The organism is Limnobacter sp. UBA3528 (genome assembly GCF_002377005.1).
In the GTDB taxonomy this organism is placed as follows: Bacteria; Pseudomonadota; Gammaproteobacteria; order Burkholderiales; family Burkholderiaceae_B; genus Limnobacter.
Genome location: NZ_DFOZ01000031.1, coordinates 153,733 through 171,971, shown reverse-complemented (window position 1 = coordinate 171,971; position 18,239 = coordinate 153,733). Strand labels below are relative to the sequence as shown.

Annotated in this window: 18 protein-coding genes; 8 read left to right on the top strand and 10 right to left on the bottom strand. The window is 51.5% G+C overall.

Annotated features, from left to right (window positions below; all coding sequences use genetic code 11):
* Positions 1-110 precede the first annotated feature (110 nt).
* Both B4N58_RS09440 and B4N58_RS09435 read left to right on the top strand, forming a co-directional pair.
* A complete protein-coding gene (locus B4N58_RS09440) occupies positions 111-779 on the top strand; it encodes a TetR/AcrR family transcriptional regulator (RefSeq protein ID WP_040512784.1) in 669 nt (222 codons plus the stop codon).
* Between the two features lie 18 nt (positions 780-797).
* Entirely contained in the window at positions 798-1,052 is a 255-nt protein-coding gene (locus tag B4N58_RS09435; RefSeq protein WP_008249852.1) for an acyl-CoA-binding protein, read from the top strand.
* Between the two features lie 50 nt (positions 1,053-1,102).
* Here the strand turns inward: B4N58_RS09435 and B4N58_RS09430 are convergent, their stop codons facing one another.
* Together B4N58_RS09430 and B4N58_RS09425 are read right to left on the bottom strand one after the other, a co-directional pair.
* Positions 1,103-1,447, bottom strand: a complete 345-nt coding sequence (locus tag B4N58_RS09430; protein WP_171098628.1) for an ArsR/SmtB family transcription factor — start codon at positions 1,445-1,447, stop codon at positions 1,103-1,105.
* Positions 1,448-1,513: 66 nt separating this feature from the next.
* Positions 1,514-3,115 (bottom strand): peptide chain release factor 3, encoded by a 1,602-nt coding sequence (locus tag B4N58_RS09425; RefSeq protein WP_040512842.1) that lies wholly within the window; start codon positions 3,113-3,115, stop codon positions 1,514-1,516.
* Between the two features lie 255 nt (positions 3,116-3,370).
* On the opposite strand from B4N58_RS09425, the gene B4N58_RS09420 reads away from it, so the two are divergent.
* The 3 genes from B4N58_RS09420 (at position 3,371) to B4N58_RS09410 (ending at position 7,353) form a co-directional block, all read left to right on the top strand.
* Positions 3,371-4,351 carry a TAXI family TRAP transporter solute-binding subunit gene (locus tag B4N58_RS09420; RefSeq protein ID WP_291748539.1) on the top strand — a complete coding sequence of 327 codons (981 nt, stop codon included), beginning with the start codon at positions 3,371-3,373 and terminating at the stop codon, positions 4,349-4,351.
* A 99-nt stretch (positions 4,352-4,450) separates the two neighbouring features.
* The gene (locus B4N58_RS09415) at positions 4,451-6,640 is read left to right on the top strand and encodes a TRAP transporter permease (protein ID WP_291748536.1); all 2,190 of its coding nucleotides are present in this window, start codon (positions 4,451-4,453) and stop codon (positions 6,638-6,640) included.
* Between the two features lie 137 nt (positions 6,641-6,777).
* The gene (locus B4N58_RS09410; protein WP_291748533.1) at positions 6,778-7,353 is read left to right on the top strand and encodes a hypothetical protein; all 576 of its coding nucleotides are present in this window, start codon (positions 6,778-6,780) and stop codon (positions 7,351-7,353) included.
* A gap of 98 nt (positions 7,354-7,451) precedes the next feature.
* On the opposite strand, the gene B4N58_RS09405 is transcribed toward B4N58_RS09410, so the two are convergent.
* Positions 7,452-7,577 carry a hypothetical protein gene (locus B4N58_RS09405; protein ID WP_255411427.1) on the bottom strand — a complete coding sequence of 42 codons (126 nt, stop codon included), beginning with the start codon at positions 7,575-7,577 and terminating at the stop codon, positions 7,452-7,454.
* 122 nt (positions 7,578-7,699) lie between these two features.
* Between B4N58_RS09405 and B4N58_RS09400 the strand changes: the two genes are divergently transcribed.
* Positions 7,700-8,164, top strand: coding sequence for a hypothetical protein (locus B4N58_RS09400; RefSeq protein ID WP_291748529.1), 465 nt, complete (start codon positions 7,700-7,702; stop codon positions 8,162-8,164).
* A 34-nt stretch (positions 8,165-8,198) separates the two neighbouring features.
* Positions 8,199-9,071 (top strand): esterase/lipase family protein, encoded by an 873-nt coding sequence (locus B4N58_RS09395; RefSeq protein WP_291748527.1) that lies wholly within the window; start codon positions 8,199-8,201, stop codon positions 9,069-9,071.
* Here B4N58_RS09395 and B4N58_RS09390 read toward each other — a convergent pair.
* A complete protein-coding gene (locus B4N58_RS09390; protein WP_291748524.1) occupies positions 9,063-10,832 on the bottom strand; it encodes a long-chain-acyl-CoA synthetase in 1,770 nt (589 codons plus the stop codon). The genes B4N58_RS09395 and B4N58_RS09390 overlap by 9 nt on opposite strands.
* A gap of 128 nt (positions 10,833-10,960) precedes the next feature.
* Between B4N58_RS09390 and B4N58_RS09385 the strand changes: the two genes are divergently transcribed.
* Positions 10,961-11,455 carry an acyl-CoA synthase gene (locus B4N58_RS09385; RefSeq protein ID WP_008249841.1) on the top strand — a complete coding sequence of 165 codons (495 nt, stop codon included), beginning with the start codon at positions 10,961-10,963 and terminating at the stop codon, positions 11,453-11,455.
* Between the two features lie 2 nt (positions 11,456-11,457).
* On the opposite strand, the gene B4N58_RS09380 is transcribed toward B4N58_RS09385, so the two are convergent.
* Genes B4N58_RS09380 through cysS form a run of 6 tightly spaced genes read right to left on the bottom strand, consistent with a single transcriptional unit; the run spans position 11,458 to position 18,063 of the window.
* Positions 11,458-13,137 carry an ATP-binding domain-containing protein gene (locus B4N58_RS09380; protein ID WP_291748519.1) on the bottom strand — a complete coding sequence of 560 codons (1,680 nt, stop codon included), beginning with the start codon at positions 13,135-13,137 and terminating at the stop codon, positions 11,458-11,460.
* 3 nt (positions 13,138-13,140) lie between these two features.
* Positions 13,141-14,067, bottom strand: coding sequence for a 3'-5' exonuclease (locus B4N58_RS09375; RefSeq protein WP_291748516.1), 927 nt, complete (start codon positions 14,065-14,067; stop codon positions 13,141-13,143).
* Positions 14,054-15,046: a tRNA lysidine(34) synthetase TilS gene (tilS, locus tag B4N58_RS09370; protein WP_291748513.1), complete on the bottom strand. Its 993-nt coding sequence runs from the start codon at positions 15,044-15,046 to the stop codon at positions 14,054-14,056. The genes B4N58_RS09375 and tilS overlap by 14 nt, the downstream gene beginning before the upstream one ends.
* Positions 15,047-16,009: an acetyl-CoA carboxylase carboxyltransferase subunit alpha gene (locus B4N58_RS09365; RefSeq protein WP_291748509.1), complete on the bottom strand. Its 963-nt coding sequence runs from the start codon at positions 16,007-16,009 to the stop codon at positions 15,047-15,049.
* 9 nt (positions 16,010-16,018) lie between these two features.
* The gene (locus B4N58_RS09360) at positions 16,019-16,672 is read right to left on the bottom strand and encodes a DNA-3-methyladenine glycosylase family protein (protein ID WP_291748506.1); all 654 of its coding nucleotides are present in this window, start codon (positions 16,670-16,672) and stop codon (positions 16,019-16,021) included.
* A complete protein-coding gene (gene cysS / locus B4N58_RS09355; RefSeq protein ID WP_291748504.1) occupies positions 16,657-18,063 on the bottom strand; it encodes a cysteine--tRNA ligase in 1,407 nt (468 codons plus the stop codon). Before cysS ends, B4N58_RS09360 begins: the two co-directional genes overlap by 16 nt.
* Positions 18,064-18,239: the final 176 nt, after the last annotated feature.

Genomic DNA, 18,239 nt, shown 5'->3' with positions numbered 1-18,239 from the left:
TACTTGTCAAAACAACGTAGACTAATGGTATTAAAAATACCAATAACAGACTTGCTGCATGAAGTCTTTAGCTTGATCAGGACTTTGGCCAGACAGGAGACGACCAGAACATGGAACGCAAGCCTCCAAGAAGAACAAGAGAACGAATTCTTGATTTGTCGCTAAGGCTATTCAATGAATTCGGGGAGCCGAATATTACGACCACCGTGATCGCCGATGAGATGAACATCAGCCCCGGTAATCTGTATTATCACTTCCGCAACAAAGACGACATCGTCAACAGTATTTTTGCCAGTTTCGAGAAAGAAATTGATGGCCTGCTCGACGTGCCTGGTAACCGCCAGGCCAACATTGAAGATGCATGGCTGTATCTTCAAGTGTCATTCGAACTGATTTGGCGCTATCGTTTTTTGTACCGCGACCTGAATGATTTGCTGTCTCGCAACCGTACCCTTGAAATTCACTTCAAACGCATTCTGAAACACAAAGTAGATGTTGCACGACGCCTGTGCCAGGGTCTGGTTGAGTCTGGCGACATGATGGCCTCGCAAGCGCAAATCAATGCACTGGCCACCAACATGGTAGTAGTTGCCACCTACTGGCTGTCGTTTGAGTATGTGCGTGACCCCCGGCATTTTAATGACGAAGCCACCATGAGCGCGGCCTTGGCCAATGGCGTGTACCAGGTGATGTGCCTGCTTGCCCCCTATTTGCAGGGCAATGCCAAAGAGCTGTTCGAAAGCCTGGCCCAATCTTTTATTACTGAAGAAAACACATAACAAGACTTAGGAGAACTTATGAGCGACTTGAAAGCCCGTTTTGAAAAGGCTGTTGCGGAATCAAAATCACTGCCCGCCCGCCCTGACAACCAAACTCTGTTGAAAATTTACGCCCTGTTCAAACAATCTACGGAAGGTGACAATACCGGCAAACGGCCTGGATTTACTGACATTGTCGGGCGTGCAAAATACGATGCATGGAAAGGCCTGGAAGGCACCAGCAACGATCAAGCCATGCAAAACTACATCGACCTGATCGAGTCGTTGAAGTAAACCAAAAACTGTCTGGAAATAAAAAAACCGGCCGTAGAGGCCGGTTTTTTTTATGGTTGTTTGAAAAAATCAGGCAGCTGCCTTGAATCAACTGGCACAGAATCCAGCTTGGCCGCCACGTGCACGCACACAGTGCGGCAAAGCTCCACCACTGTGGGCTCTTTCACCTGATACAACACCAAAGTTCCTTCTTTGCGGCGCTGGAGAACACCGGCTCGGTACATCAAATTCAGGTGGCGAGAAATATTCGATTGGGTGGAATCCACTTCTTCCACGATGTCGTTGACAGATTTTTCTCCATTGCACAAGGCATGGATAATTTTCAATCGCGTGGGTTCAGACAGCACTGCGAAGTAGCCAGACACTTGTTCCAGCAGGGAATCCAGTTCACTCATAGCATGACCGATGTGTTTTTTTATATTGAGTCGATTGTACCCCCGTTTTTACACGGGGGTAGAGGCTTAGTGATTGGCCAACAAAAGCCCGGCATGTTCACGCATCGGGTGAAACTCGATTGTTTCCCAGCGCTTCTGCATTACATCCAGATCGAACCTCGATGTTGCCAAAAAAGCATGAGTGTCAGCAGCATCAGTCACCATACGACCCACATTGGCATCCATAAACCGGCGCAAGTCGTTGGCATTTTTACTGGTCACCCAACGGGCGCAACTGTAACGGCTTGGTGCCAAACGCACCTCAACACCGTATTCGCCCTTCAAACGCGCCTGCACCACCTCAAATTGAAGCTGCCCAATGGCACCCAACAACATTTCTGAACCCAGCAATGGCTTGAACACCTGAATCGCACCTTCCTGGCCCAGCTCCATCAAGCCTTTTTGCAGTTGCTTGCTGCGCATGGGGTCTTTCAATTCAACGGATGCAAACAGTTCCGGCGCAAAAAACGGCAATCCCGTAAATTGCAAGCCTTCGCCTTCACTCAAGGAATCACCCAATTGCAAACCACCATGCGTGGTCAGGCCAATAATGTCGCCAGCGTAGGCTTCATCCACCCGATCACGACGCTGGGAAAGAAAAGTCACGACACTGGTGGGGCGGAAGTCTTTTCCGGTACGAAGTACCTTGAACTTCATGCCATGCTCGAACCGCCCGGACAACACCCGCACAAAGGCAATACGATCGCGGTGGGAAGGATCCATATTGGCCTGAATTTTGAACACCACCCCACTGAATTTGCTTTCCGTTGGCGCTACCTCACGCTCAATCGCTTTGCGCGGGCCCGGGTGTGGTGCCACATCGACCAAGGCGTCCAGCACCTCCTGAACGCCGAAGTTATTCACCGCTGACCCAAAGAACATCGGGGTTTGCTTGCCGGCCAGAAACTCTTTCTCATCAAAACTGGGCGCAGCACCAGTGACCAATTCAATTTCTTGCTCGGCCTGTTTGAATTCGGCACCGAACCGGCTTCTCAGCAAATCGCGGTTGTCACCGTCCACCACCTCGTCGTCCTCGCGGCGACGGTCAGCGCCCGGAGTAAACACACGCATGTGGTTCTTGCGAATGTCGAAAATACCGTGGAATAACTTGCCCTGCCCCACTGGCCAGGCAAATGGCACACAGGGAATACCCAAGGTGCTTTCAATCTCGTCCATCAACTCAAGCGGATCGCGAACCTCGCGGTCCATCTTGTTGACGAAGGTAATAATTGGCGTATTGCGTGCGCGACACACCTCGATCAAGCGCAGCGTTTGAGGTTCAACACCGTTGGCAGCATCGATCACCATCAATGCGGCGTCCACCGCCGTCAGCACTCGATAAGTATCTTCAGAAAAGTCTTGGTGACCGGGCGTGTCGAGCAGGTTGATTACCTGATCGCGATACTCCATCTGCATCACTGAACTGGCCACAGAAATGCCGCGCTGCTTTTCAATTTCCATCCAGTCAGAGGTGGCGTGGCGACTCGCCTTACGTGCCTTCACGCTACCCGCAATTTGAATGGCACCCGCAAACAGCAACAGCTTCTCGGTCAGCGTTGTTTTGCCCGCATCGGGGTGGGAAATAATTGCAAACGTTCGGCGACGCTTGACTTCAGATTCAATCGACACAGCAGCCCTTTGGCGCAAAAGCCGTGATTTTACACGCCCAAGGGGTTAAATTCACCCCCTTTCATTTTCATATCGATATATGAATCAATAACCTAATGGAAACCCTGTTGCGGACATCCCTTATTGCTCATTTTTATTATAAATAAGACATTAGGACGGTGTTTTTGCACACTCGACTCGTTCATTTAAAGAACGATAACAATCACAAAGCCCAAACCCAATGGGCGCAGTTTTATCAAATCATAGGGGATACCAATGAAAGCAATTCTGGCAAAATCCGCCGTTGCAATCAGCCTGGCCGCAATGGCCATGGGTGCAGCTCACGCCGACAAATCCAAGTGGCCCAAAAGCTTTACAGTAGGCACAGCCTCGCAAGGCGGAACTTACTACGCCTACGGCGCTGGCTGGGCTAACCTGGTGGCAGAAACTGTAGGTATCACAGGTGGCGCAGAAGTGACCGGTGGCCCTACACAGAACCTGGCACTGGTGCACACCGGAAAGCTGGCATTTGGAATGACCACCATGGGCCCTGCTCGCGAGGCTCTGGATGGGAAAAGCCCATTGGCCCCAGGTCTCAAGATGAACAAGGTTTGTGCCATGTTCCCGATGTACGAAACTCCTTTCTCGGTCACAGTACTCTCCTCCAGCGGCATCAAGTCGATCAAAGACATTCCGCCCGGTTCAAAAATCGGCTTTGGTCCGGCCGGCTCTACCTCAGACACCTACTTTCCCAAAATGCTGGAAACACTGGGTGTGAAGTTCGAGCGTCGCAACGGTGGCTGGAGCGACTTGGGTGGTCAGTTGCAAGACGGCTTGATCGATGTAGTTGCCTTTGCCGCCGGCGTACCCATTCCGGCCGTAACCCAGCTTGAAGTTCAAACCGAGATCAACATTCTTGAATTTACGGAGGCTGAACAGAAAAAGATTATGGACACCTACCCTGTGTCTGCTTTCCCGATCAAGGCCAGCACTTACAAAACCCTGAAGCAAGACGCACGGGCTGTATCGATGTGGAATTACGCCATCGCCAATTGTGATCTGCCTGAAAGCTTTGTGTACGAGGCCACCAAGGCTGTGCTGGACAACAATGAAAAAATGTTGACCATTCACAAAGGCGCGCGAACTACCCTGGCGCAGAACTGGGATAAAAACACCTTCATCCCTTTCCATCCCGGTGCTGCCAAGTACTACGAGGAAAAAGGTTTCAAGATCCCAGCAAATTTGAAACTCAAGTAAATACTGATCAAACCATTTGATCCGATGAGCATCGGGTATCGCATCTGATACCCGATGCGCCTCCGCAAACAGTCCTATTAATCTTGAATCGGCTCCATCATGTCCACACCCAATAGCGCACGCAGCACGGCAGCAGAGGATAGACTCATCGCCCAAGGCGTTGACGATGAACCCCCTGCGAATAATCAGCGCACATTCACCCAGCAAGCGGCTTTGCTCGTTTCCATTCTGTCCGCAGGCTATGCCTTTTGGCATGTTTTTTCGTTGAATGTGGCCCCCATAGAAACCTGGGCTTTTCGCATTCTTCACGTGGCTGGCGCACTGATCATCGGCTTCATTGCCTATTCATCTGCCAATGTTGATCAACCCCAACGCGGCAATCAAGGCTTGATCAAGGCGCTTGCATTACTGCTGGCTCTGCCGGCAATCTATGCCCTGTACACGGTGTACGATATGCAACAGATCATCGCCGCCGGTGAGATGATTACCCCGGAAATGGAAGTCAACCAATTTGGTATTCCATTGGCAATAGCAGCCTTGAGCGCGATTGTTGCCACCTGGTTCTTGCGACCAGAAGGCTCAAAATTCAATTGGCTTGACGGCACTCTGGTTTTAACCGTGATCGCCAGCACCGCCTACCTCATGGTTCACCTGGATGGCACCGCATTGCGCATGCGAGCCGGAACGCCCTTCGCGTCCCCCGGCAACGCTTGGGCTGCCATGGTAGGCTTGGCGCTAATCCTTGAACTAACGCGCCGCGTGGCGGGTAGTGCCTTGGTCATCATCTCGATAATTTTCGTGGTGTATTCATTTGTTGGCCCTTACCTGCCCGGCTTTTTGACGCACGACGGTTTCGATTTCAGCCGCTTTTTCTCCTACATCTACACTGACGCGGGCATTTTGGGCGCCACCACCGCAGTGTCATCCACTTACATCATTTTGTTCATCGTTTTCGCCGCTTTTCTACAGGCTTCCAAAGTAGGCGATTACTTCGTTAACTTTGCTTTTGCGGCCGCTGGCCGCGCTCGCGGTGGCCCAGCCAAAGTGGCTGTGTTTGCATCGGGCCTGATGGGCATGATCAACGGGACCAGTGCGGGCAATGTGGTTGCCACTGGTTCTCTGACCATTCCATTGATGAAAAAAGTGGGTTACAACGGGAAAACTGCCGGCGCTATTGAAGCTGCCGCATCCACTGGCGGACAAATCATGCCGCCGATCATGGGTGCAGGTGCATTCATCATGGCGGAAATTACAGGCATCCCTTACTCGGAAATCGCTATTGCAGCCATTATTCCAGCGGTGCTTTACTTCCTGTCTACTTATCTCATGGTGGACTTCGAAGCCGCCAAACTGGGCATGCGCGGCATGCGCTCCGATGAGTTACCACAGTTCTCTAAAATGGTGAAACAGGTCTACCTGTTCATCCCCATCATCATTTTGATTGTGGCCCTGTTCATGGGTTACTCCGTGATTCGTGCAGGCACTTTGGCCACCGCAGCGGCGGCCGTGGTTAGCTGGCTGTCGCCATTCAAAATGGGACCTAAGAGTATATTCAAAGCCTTCGATCTAGCGGGGGTGATGTCTATTCAAATCATCACGGTGTGCGCCTGTGCGGGCATCATCGTCGGCGTCATTGCACTGACTGGTGTAGGTGCCAGGTTCTCCTCCATTTTGTTGGATATTGCAGAAAACTCACAGCTAATCGCCTTGTTCTTTGCGATGTGCATTGCAATTCTGCTGGGTATGGGCATGCCAACCACAGCCGCCTATGCAGTTGCAGCATCGGTTGTTGCCCCCGGCTTGATTGAACTGGGCATTCAGCCATTGGTGGCTCACTTCTTTGTGTTCTACTTCGCGGTCATCTCGGCCATTACGCCGCCAGTCGCGCTGGCCTCTTATGCTGCTGCGGGTATTTCCGGCGCGAACCCAATGGCGACCTCTTTCACCTCCTTCAAGATCGGTCTGACTGCGTTTATCGTGCCGTTTATGTTTTTTTACAACGCTGCGCTCCTAATGGAAGGTGAATGGTTTGTGATCTTGCGTGCATTTGTTACAGCGTGCATTGGCGTGTTTTTCCTGGCGGCTGCAATTCAGGGCTGGTTCTGGGGAGCACATTCAAATTGGGTAGTACGCGGTATTTTGCTGATCGCAGCGCTCTGCATGATTGAGGGCGGTTTATACACCGATATCGGAGGTGCAATTCTGGCTGTTGTAGCAATTATTCTTAATAAGTTCTTTAAAGGAAAACCGACGCCGGAACCCATGGTTCAGGCCAAGGGAATGGATTAAAAACGCAGTGCCTTGAGGCTTCTACACCCTTTTTTAGTGTAGAGCCTCAGGTTCAAACCCTTTCATTGCGTAATCGATTTCCCTATAGTGCGAAGTGTCACGAAATTTGACTACCCGCTACCCCAAGGAGATCTCACATGTACGCATTCGAAAAGACAGCTGAACTGCTGACCAAAACCAACACAGAATTGAAGAACCAGCACCAAGCGGCTTCCAAAGCCCTGAACAGCTTGGTACAAGCGCAATTTGGTTTGTTGTCACAAGGTTTGGGCAACGCATTCACCGCTGCTGAAAAGCTGCCTTTGGCCGACAAGCCTGTGGTTGTTAACGCACGTACCGAGATCAAGCAAGGCTTGGAAAAAGTAGTTGGCGTAAGCCAGGTTTACACACAGAAGGGAGTTGAGCTGTTCGAACAGCAACTGCCAGTTGTGATCGACAAAGGCTTCTCTTACGCAGCCTTGGCTTTGTCACAAGCTGAGTCTTTGACCGAAAACGCGATCACCATGGGTGTAAGCGCTTTGGAACAAGCCAAAAAAAACGAAACACTGAAGCCAGCCATTGAACAAGCTGAGCAAATTGCTGCCCAGTTGTTCGAAAAAATTGGTGTAAAAGGTGAAGCTGGCGCGAAGAAAGCTGCCAAGAAGCCTGCCGCCAAGAAAGCTGCTGCTCCACGCGCCAAGCGCGCTGCAGCGGCCCCGAAGGCTTCAGTCTGAATAGACAAGGCCCAGCTTGAGCTGAGCTTTGACTAAATAAAAAAACCCTCGAGAATTCGAGGGTTTTTTTATGGGCGCAGTGAAACATCAATGAAACTTCACAGCAACCACAAAATCAGGCCATAGCACACACTGGCGCCCAGAACGCCAACAAACCACTCTCTTTTGGCCTCCAACTCGCCCAGCATGGTCACGTCAAAGCTCTTGTTTGCGAAATCGTCCATGGCAATACTCCCGGTGCATAATGCACATGTGTGTTGATGCCTCTATTTAAGTGCAAAAACACAGGTGAGTCTTTCCCACAAAGGGGGCCACCTTATTCGACTACCCCCAAGAGGTAACCACAATGACCATCAGTTCTGCCAGCGCCTTTGCAATTGTTTCTGCGGGAGTATTTTTGCTCATTGGTCTTTTCAGCGGATTGTGGAAGTTCTTGCAGATGTGGCGCAGTGAACACGGTTTAGCGCATCCATATGTAGACATCGCCCACAGAGCCAGCCTGCTCTACGGTTTTGCCTGTATCACCCTGGCCGTGTTGGCACATTTCAGCATGTTCAACCCGGACTACAACTTGTTCGCGGCAGCCATCGTAATTGCATTTTTTGCCTTGGCTGTAGCGGGTTATTTGATACAGGCGGCGCTGAACGGCCCCGACAATCAGTTGCGGCAACCTCACAAACTGGGAAAACACCCCATGCCTCGAGCAGGTTTGGCCATATTTATGGTGGCGCTGGTGTTTGCAGAAATTGGAGGCACGCTCTATTTGTTTGTTGGCGCTTTACAGAACCCTTTGCTGCAATTCTGGTCTTAAATTCCAAACAGACCTACCCCAGGAAAACCGCACAATGGCTATACAGTTCACCCGTCGTTGGATACTTGCCGCATCCGCTCTATTAACCCTTGCAGCATGTAGCACCACAAACCCAGCCAGTTTGTCCGGTCAGTACCAAGCCAAGGCGAACTGGACCAGTTCATTTTTAAGTCAGGTGTTGGGTGGTCAAACCATGCCCGACGGTGTGAACAACTGGGCATGCCGCCCAGCAGAGAACCAAAACCCGGTCGTACTGATTCACGGCACCTTTTCTTCCAGCATGTATTCATTCGGAGCCTTGGGCCCGGCACTTGCCAACCAGAACCTTTGCGTCTACTCAATCGATTATGGCGCAGCCGAGTCTGGCGACTGGTTCAAAGGTGTGGGCCCGGTGGACGAATCAGCACAGCGGATCGCCGACTTTGTAAAGTTTGTGAAGACAACAACAGGTCGGAACAAAGTGACCCTCGTGGGTCATTCCCAAGGTGGTCTTATTGGCTTTTATTACCTGAAAATGTTGCAAGGTGCTGCCCACGTCGACCGCTTTGTGGCTTTGGCCCCAAGTGTCAACGGTACCTCGATTGCAAAAACCCCCAATCGGGACCTGGTGGAATATTGCCTGGCTTGTGCCGACCAGCACCCCCGTTCCGCCTTGCTGCGCGAATTGAAAACTGGGGCCATCACAATGCCAGGTGTGCAATACAGTGTTTTAGTGACCAAAAATGACAAAGTGGTAGTGCCTGTTGAAAACCAATTTGTCAAAGAGCCTGGCGTGCAAAACATCTACATTCAAGATCTGCTTCCAGGCAAACGGGTGTCGCACAGTGGCATGCTTTACGACACCGAAACGCTTGATTTGATTGTCAAGCTGGTTCAGGGTCAATCAATACGAACAGCCTCAAACTAAGGCAACATAACTTCGGGTTGTGGCATTGAAACAGTACAGAGGATCGTCGACAACATTTCGGTCAATGCCCTCTTTTTTCAGCTGCGTCTTTTGGTATTTGAAAGTACCCGTGGTTTCTACAGCTTGCAGTACCCGCACATACATCGGCACTGCGTAGCTGGGTAAATGACTTGTTACATGCGCGGCCAGCGCTTTCAAGTCCAGCTTGGCTCCGGGTTTTACAGCCACTGCCGCCATGCCAGCGCGGCCGTCGAACCCCTCCAGTTTCACACCGTAAACCACGGCATGCTCAAGAAATGGCAGCTTGGCCAAAACGCCTTCAACTTCTGAAGTTGCAACGTTCTCGCCTTTCCATCGAAATGTGTCGCCCAGACGGTCGACAAACTGAATGTGTTGCCACCCTTGCCGGCGCACCAAGTCGCCTGAGTTGAACCAACAATCGCCGCGCTTGAATACATTGCGCAGCAACTTGCCTTCATTGGCTTTCGGATCGGTGTAACCATCGAAGGGGCGTAGCTCAGTCACTTCGCTGATCAACAAACCCACTTCACCGCGCCCCACTGTTTCACAAAAACCATGCGAGTTTCGCACCACCTGTTCCGAGTCTGCATCGCAAGCAATCACTTCAAACGGCATGGGACAAAAGCCAACAGTCTCTTTGAGGCCAAAAGCATTCATGAATCCAAGGTTGGATTCGCTCGCACCATAAAACTCAAAGATTTGATGAATGCCGAACCGGTTTTCAAAGTCATCCCATATTTCAGGGCGCAGGCCATTGCCCAAAATCAAACGGATTTCATGGTTTTGGTCGTCCATGTGGGGCGCTTGATTCAAGAGGTATCTCAACAATTCCCCAATGTAACAAAAGGCCGTTGCCCGGTAATGTGAAATACGGCGCCAGAACTGACTGGCACTGAATTTCTCATCCAGGGCAAAACAAGCGCCAGAGGCCAACACTACCCCCAATGACACGGTAAGTGCATTGTTGTGATACAGCGGCAGGCAGCAGTAAAACACATCGGTAGCCGTCAAACGCACTGCTGTACTCATACCCGAGGCCGCTTGCAACCAGCGGTAATGGCTCATCACGGAGGCTTTGGGCAAGCCGGTAGTACCAGAGGTAAAAATATAGAAACAGGGAGAGCTGGCAGTAATTTGTGCTGTTTGCGCCAGGTTGTGCACGGGCTGCGTGCACCAGGCGCTGCGAAAATCGCTCACCCTTAAATGAGTACTGCCGGTTTGCAATGACAGCAATTCAATGCCTTTGAGTAAGGCGCTGTCTTCCGCTTCCAATTGCTTGAGAATATCCAGGCCACGATCACAAGCCAAAATAATTCGCGGCTTCACCAGCTTCAAGCTGTGCGCCTGCACGGCACCTTGCTGATTGATATTCAGCAACGCAGCAACCGCGCCCAACTTGGCGCAGGCAATCACAGCGAGCAGGGTTTCCGGGCGGTTGGCCGACAACAAACCCACGGTGTCACCAGGCTTCACTCCCATGGACAGCAAACCTCGCGCCATTTGGTTACAAATGGAATTGGCCTGCCCATAGGTCCAAGACTGCTGCTCGCTTTTCAGGAATGCCGATTTTGCATACTTGCGCGCAGTTTCTTGAAACAACAAACCCAGCGAACGGCGGGAATGTGGCCGGAGAAGTGCCAGACTGGCCAGCGAAGGAAGAATATGCGGTACGTCAGGCAGAAAACCCAAGGCTCCTTTGGCAATGTCAATTGCGGATACTGTTTTGCCCTGAACTGTCATTTTGTGCGGTCTCCGGCTGCTGTCTCGTGTTTTTTTATACAGAAAAAGATACACTCTTCGGGTCAACGAAATTCGCGTACACACCGTTTTTATCAATGTCATCAGGCTGCCCAGTTAAGTATTCTTCCATGCCCATAGCCAAAGTACGCTCTAAAACTGTTCTTTGCCTGCTTGTGCTTGTGACGGCGCTTCCGTTTCATGTGGCCAACGCCAAAAACTTCATTGGTTACACAGGCAAAGGCTGGAACAACGACTTTGGCGTACTTCGCGGGCAATGCGATGCCAAATTGGTTCAAAGCGAGGCACTTAAAGGCACCCTGACAGATCAAATGGCCTATGTGGAATCGACCGACGCTTTCAAAGCAATTTTCACGGAAACCCAGCTGGTTGATGCATTCGCAGTCGACTCCCATTGCTTCGGACACACCATGGAGCTAGTGCCCTCGGGGCAAGCGGTACGCTGGCTAAACCCAGTGAACGGGGTTGGAGTTTACCTGTCGCCAGGTGCCAAATCAGACACTTGCCGAACCTACTTGGGCGTCACGATTGTCAACGGTGAAAAAACAAAGTTCAGGGGCGAAGTATGCTCGCCCAGCAAAGGTGCCTGGCAAATTCAGCAGTAATCTCAGCAAAACACTGCCCTTCGCAAACGCTGAAGGGTATCCGAATGACCAACCAGAACCAACAGCAATTTGGCCCGGGTCATCGCCACGAACAACTTGCGAAAATCAGCTTCATTAAACTCCACAAAAGCCAACTCGGTCACCACCACAGCTTGTGCTGCCTGCCCTTTAAAACGGTAAACCGACTCCGCATGTACATTGCCCTCGGTGAAAACCTGGCTGCCATTGTCATCATATCGACCGGTAAAGTGTCTCAAGGTATGCGGCCCCAGACTGGCTTGCGCCAATACTTTTGATTTTTCGTGCCCACGCATGCTGAGCACCGCAATTTTGTCTCGGGTAAAACCGTGCCGCAAACACGCCGTAATCGCCTTGGCAGTTTGACTAAATAACGACTCATCATTGTCATACTCAAAAAACTCAAGTGGCAAACCTTCCAGCGGGCAAGCGGCTTCAACGTCCAGCGGCAAAGGCGATTCAAACTTGAATTCATGTTGAACCAGCTGCACTGCCTGCACTACGCGTTTTGGATTTCGATAATTCATGGGCGTATGCAGGCTGACCCAACCGGGCAAGCTAACTGTTGGTTTGGCATACAGATTCTGTATCGGATCCTCCAGCCACAGCCACCGAGTGCCAGAATGCGAGCATCGCTGAAGTACCGGCAGCCAACTCTGGTCGAAGTCCTGGCCTTCATCCACCACAATTGAGTCGAACACCCACCTTTTGTCCAGAGGTGTGGCCAGAACTTGCTCGGCCAGCCGACCAAAGACCCCGGGCGAAGCGTAGTCCACATCAAGGCCCGCATCGCGGAGCATGCGGTCGCACAATGCATGAAAATTAAAAACCACAGCGCCCATCAAACCTGCTTCACGAACCTGCTGTGCCATGTGTGAGGAAAGCGGCCGGTTGTAACACACATACATGGTTCGGGCTTTTAAACCATGGTTGCGCTGCAGTTCGCTGAAAGCCAGTTGCGACTTTCCACTGCCAGCAGTACCCGTAACACGCAAACGAAAAGGCTCGAAGCTCAGTCTTGAAACCCATTGTTCGAGACCGTGCGACAAGCGCGTTACCAAAGTTTCGGCAGCTTGTGACAAAGCCCCGACTTCAGGAACCAGATTTAATTCATTGCACAAAAATGAGTGGATGGCTTTGGGATTCGAGTGGCTGCTGAACAGGTCTGCTGTGATATCGATCGTTTGTATCAGGGCAGCCAATTCATCTTTATGGCGGGCATCCAGTACACGCTCAGCATTCACAGTCAGTCCGCCTGGATCGGGCACAGTGAAGTCAGGACAGTAAAAAATAGGTTCTACCCGAAGGGTACCCTGGTGTTGCAACCTGAACTTCTGGTTCAGCAAAGCACTTTGTTCAGCCAGTGCGTTGAATACATCCTGACGCTGTTCACCCAACTGCTTGATCACCCGGCCTTGGTCCACTTTCATCAAACCGGTTTTCATCAAGATGCTGTAAACAATACCGCTGGGGCCCAGCACCAGGAACTGGATCCGTCCAGTGACTGTCAACCCATGCTCGATTCGTGACCAATGTATACCGTGATAAATGGTGTAGTTGTCGGGCAACTGCGCCTGCAATTGAAGCAACACATCCCTTTCACGGGCTTGTGCACCGTCTAGTGCGAGTGCACTGGTGTCTGAAGGATAAACCTTGGCGGGCACGCCTTACACCTCTTTGAATTGTTGCTTCAGCGCAGTGCCAGAGTAACGATCAACCCCGGTCTGAATGCGAAAGCCCAACATGATTTTCCCGGTGGTGCAATACACCTGCTCCCGCAGCCATTCGATGACTTCTTTTCCTTCCGAAAAACCCACTGCCTCGAATTCCCAAACTCGGTCCTCCGCATTCCAGCGAAAGCCTTTGGATTTCAGAAAATCTTTTTTCTCGAAGGGTGCTTTCAGTGCAGCGATTTGATAAATCGATTCGTTAGCACTGTCAAACAGCACCTGAAACGGCATTCGCTGAGATGTTTTCATGGGTTGAGCCAACACATGAACCAGTGCATTGCAATCTTCAACCGCCCGGTGAGCGCCGTGAAAGTAACCGCAATCTGACAAAAGATATTCCAGTTTGCGTCCTGAATAGTTTTCCTGGGTCCAGGGCAACTCCCGAAACGTACAGGCCCAAATTGACTTTTCAAGCCACGGGAAACGGCGCAGCATGAAAGGCTTGTCGAAGGCGGCGTTGTGAGCCACAAACAAAGCGGCCTCACTGCACAGGGCCTTCAGGGCTGCTTCATCAAACCGCTGGCCTTTGACCATCTCATTGGTGATCCCGTGAATGGCTGAGTTCTCGGGTGTAATTGCCACTTTGGGTTCTTCAAGTCCGCCGAAAGTACCCAACACTGCGCCGATGGCTCCGGTGTCCTGGTCCACTTCAATCAACACAGCGCCCACTTCGATGACTTCACAGGTCGCATAATCAAGACCTGTGGTCTCAGTGTCTACCACCAACACCTTCACCGGGCTGTTAATTTGCCCACCAAAACTGCTGCGCATCTGAATGCGACGTAGCACCTTGTAGTTGCCACTGCTTTCCAGCCACCGGGCCACTGTTTCCGGGTCAATGTTGCTTAGTTCATCGTGGTTCAATCGATTTGTCCTTTGGGTCAGAGTGCACCAAGTGGGCCTGCTGTCGGCTTACTTTCACCTGCCAGCCTTTTTTGACTTCGCGAATTCCACCTTTATTAATTCGCAATTGACGAGCCAACTCAATCAATTTCAGTTTGCCACAACGCACGCCCTGGCTTAGCAACCAATGTCTCAGTGAATTAAGCTGGGCTGAGTCATCCATTACCCGCCATTGAATCAGTTGTAAACCGCCAGTGTCAGAGATCACCTGCGGTGCCATGGCTTTCGTGTCAGAATCTTCTGCAGAATAGTGTGCCTGAAAAAATTCAGCCAGTTGCAACAAGGCCTTCGGGCTTTGTGGAAAGTGTTCTTCGAGGCTAGGCAATAATTCATGGCGCACCCAGTTGCGGCGCAACGCAGTGTCATGGTTGCTGGGGTCTTCAATGTGTTGCAGGCGATTCTCACGCGCATAATCCAGCAGACTCGGTTTGCTGCAATTCAACAAGGGGCGGCACAACAGCAACTCAGGGTGCAGGTGACGGTCTACGCCCACTGGGCCCACCGCACGCATTCCGCCAACCCCCCTCAAGCCTGAACCACGCAGAAGTTGCAATAGCACTGTTTCCAATTGATCGTCCCGGTGGTGGGCACACAGTAAAACGTGGTGTTGATTGGCCTTCATCCAGTTGAAAATGGCACGGTAACGCTCTACACGGGCCTGGCCTTCAAGGCCTGAATCGCTGGGTTCAACTTTCACCCTCAATGCAGTGAAAGGCACACCCCATTGTTCGCACTGGCTTTTACAGTGCGCTTCCCACGCGTCGGCTTGCATCTGAATTTGATGGTTTACATGCACCGCATGCAGGGGCAAGCCCATCACATGCAATGCGTGAAGCAACACTGTTGAGTCGACGCCGCCAGAGTAGGCCACCACAAAAAAGGCCGGGGTTGGAGCGTGGCGGTTGAAGTCGCTTAAAAAGGTTTCAAGCGACCGCTTCAATTACTTGCTCACCTTGAAGTGGCCATAACTCATCAGCCGGTCATGGCGAGCATCCAATAGGGTTTTTGGCTTGTAGGTGACAAGCATGTTTAAGGCTGCCTTGATGGCTGTTTTCAAATTGTTGGCTGTTTGCGCGTGATCACGGTGCGCTCCACCAAAACTTTCTTTCACGATTTCCTGAATCAGACCCAAATCGCGCAGGCGTTTGGCGGTAATGCCCAAAGCCTCTGCGGCATCCGATGCCCTTTCGGCGCTGCGCCACAAAATGGAGGCACATCCTTCCGGCGAGATCACGGAATAAGTGGCATTTTCCAACATGATGACGTGGTCGGCCACAGCCAAAGCCAAAGCACCGCCAGAACCGCCCTCACCAATAATTGCACTCACAATCGGCACCTGGATTTGTGCCATTTCAATCAAGTTTCTGCCGATTGCCTCGGATTGCCCACGTTCCTCAGCATCAATACCGGGATATGCCCCTGGGGTGTCAACAAGGGTAACAATCGGAATACCAAACTTTTCAGCAGTTTTCATCAAGCGAAGCGCTTTGCGATAGCCCTCCGGGCGAGGCATGCCGAAGTTACGCAAAGTACGCTCTTTCACATCACGGCCTTTTTGGTGACCAATCACCATGACGCTTTCACCATCAAGGCGGGCCAAGCCACCCACAATCGAAGGGTCGTCTGCAAAATGCCTGTCGCCATGCAACTCGTGAAAGTCTGTGAATGCGTGAGCAATGTAATCCAGGGTGTAGGGGCGCTGGGGGTGACGCGCCACCTGCGAGACCTGCCAGGGCGTCAGCTTGCTGTACAGCTCTTTGGTCAGCACATCACTTTTGCCTTCCAGGCGGCGAATTTCTTCAGACAAATCAACAGCCGAGCCATCTTGTACCAGGCGTAGCTCCTCGATTTTGCCTTTCAATTCGGCAATGGGCGCTTCAAAATCTAGAAATGTTTGCTTCATGAGGTTCTCTTAATAGTCCACCACAGCTGGGTCCAGGCTGCGCCACAAATACCACGCCGCCACAGTCCGCCAAGGTTTTAATTTTTCCCCGAATTGTAGTGCTTCTTTCGGTCCGATGGGTTCACCCTCGAAAAATTGGCGCGAGATACCGCGCTGCACACCAATGTCATCCACAGGCCAAACATCGGGCCTGCGCAAACAAAACATCAAAAACATTTGGGCAGTCCAACACCCCACTCCCTTGATTGCACACAGGTGGCGGGTACAGGCTTCGTCGTCCATACCTTCCAGCACTGCCAATTCAAGCCCACCTTGCTGCTCAAATTCACTCAAGGCTCGTGAGTACGCAATTTTCTGGCGAGACAGGCCTGTGGCTTTCAAAGTGTCATCACTTAGAGCGAGCAAGGCTCGACTTGTAATTTTTCCATTCAGGGCATCGACCACTCGGGCCCACACGGCGTCAGCTGCTTTAACCGAAATTTGTTGACCCACCAGCGAGCGCAGCATGGTTTCATAAGGCGCACCACGCGAACGCAAGGCCCGGTCCGAATGTCGAGCCAGCAATTCAACCCACACCGGGCTTTGAAAAGCCAAGGCTTCGCATGCCTCTTGCCAATAGGCAGGCGCATCAGGATCGTGGTTCAATCTCAGGCTCGCCGCCATTCGGTGGCACCGCCCCGTTTGTCTTCCAGTACTACACCCATATCGAGCAACTGCTGGCGTATAGCATCGGCTTTTGAGAAATCCCGATCCGCCTTGGCCTGGGTTCGGGCATCTATCAAAGCTTGTATTTCAGCCTCGTCCAAGGCACCTGTCTGGTCGCCCACCTCGGCTTTCTGGAAAGCTTCAGCTGTACGTCCCAACAAACCCAGCACCTGTGCCAAAGCTTTCAGACGTGCAGCCAAAGCCAGGTCAGCGGTGCGGTTCACCTCGTTGGCCATTTCAAACAGCACAGACACTGCAATTGGCGTGTTCATGTCGTCGTTCATGGCCTCAGCAAAACGAGCCTCAAATTCTTGGGTCCAATCAATTAATTGCGCAACCTGAACATCGCCCACAGCCGTATACAGTCGACCCAAGGCCGCTTTTGCATCCTGTACATGCGCCTCTGAGTAAGTCAGTTGACTGCGGTACTGAGCACGCAATATGAAAAAGCGGACCACTTCCGCGTCATACACTTTCAATATGTCCCGAATCGTGAAGAAGTTATTCAGCGATTTCGACATTTTCTCGGATTGTCCGTTGGTTTCAACGCGCACAAAACCGTTGTGCATCCAATACTGGGCAAAACCCTCGCCAGTGGCACCCACGCTTTGAGCAATTTCGTTTTCATGGTGCGGAAACTGCAGGTCAGCGCCGCCACCATGAATGTCGAATGTATTACCCAATAACTTGCAGCTCATGGCTGAACACTCAATATGCCAACCCGGACGGCCCACACCGAAATCAGAGTCCCATTTTGCATCCGCGGGCTCATCGGCCTTTGCACTTTTCCACAGAACAAAGTCCAGTGGGTCGTTCTTGCTGCCTGAAACCCCCACACGTTCACCAGCCCGCAATTCATCTAGGCTTTTACCCGACAAGCGACCGTATTCGGGAAACGCGCGCACGGCAAAGTTCACATCACCTGAATCATCACGGTAAGCGAGCCTTTTGTTCATCAAAGTTTGAATCATGTCCTGCATTTCTGCGACATATTCAGTGGCGCGGGGCTCGTGGTCGGGTCTTTCGATACCCAGAGCATCAGCGTCTTCATGCATAGCGGCAATGAAACGGTCAGTCAACGAACGGATACTTTCTCCGTTTTCAACTGCGCGACGAATAATTTTGTCGTCAATGTCAGTGATATTGCGTACATAAGTGACCGGGTAGCCGGATGCACGCAACCAGCGTTTGAGCAAATCGAACACCACCATGACACGGGCATGGCCCAAGTGGCAGAAGTCATAGACTGTCATGCCACACACGTACATTCGAACGTTCTGTGGATCAAGCGGTGAAAATGCCTGCTTTTTCCTTAGAATTGAATTGTAAATTTGGAGAGACGATTTCATTGGACTCAGAAAAAAAGCGGACCCAGCTTGCCAAAACGGTACAATCTGATACTGGAACCCTCAGGAAACCCAGCTCAGAAGCCAACCCGCTCTAGGGCTTGCTACAATAGCGGTCGAGTATATCATTACGCATGATCGAGTTTTTCCCTACCAATCAGATGAAACGGGTAACCCCG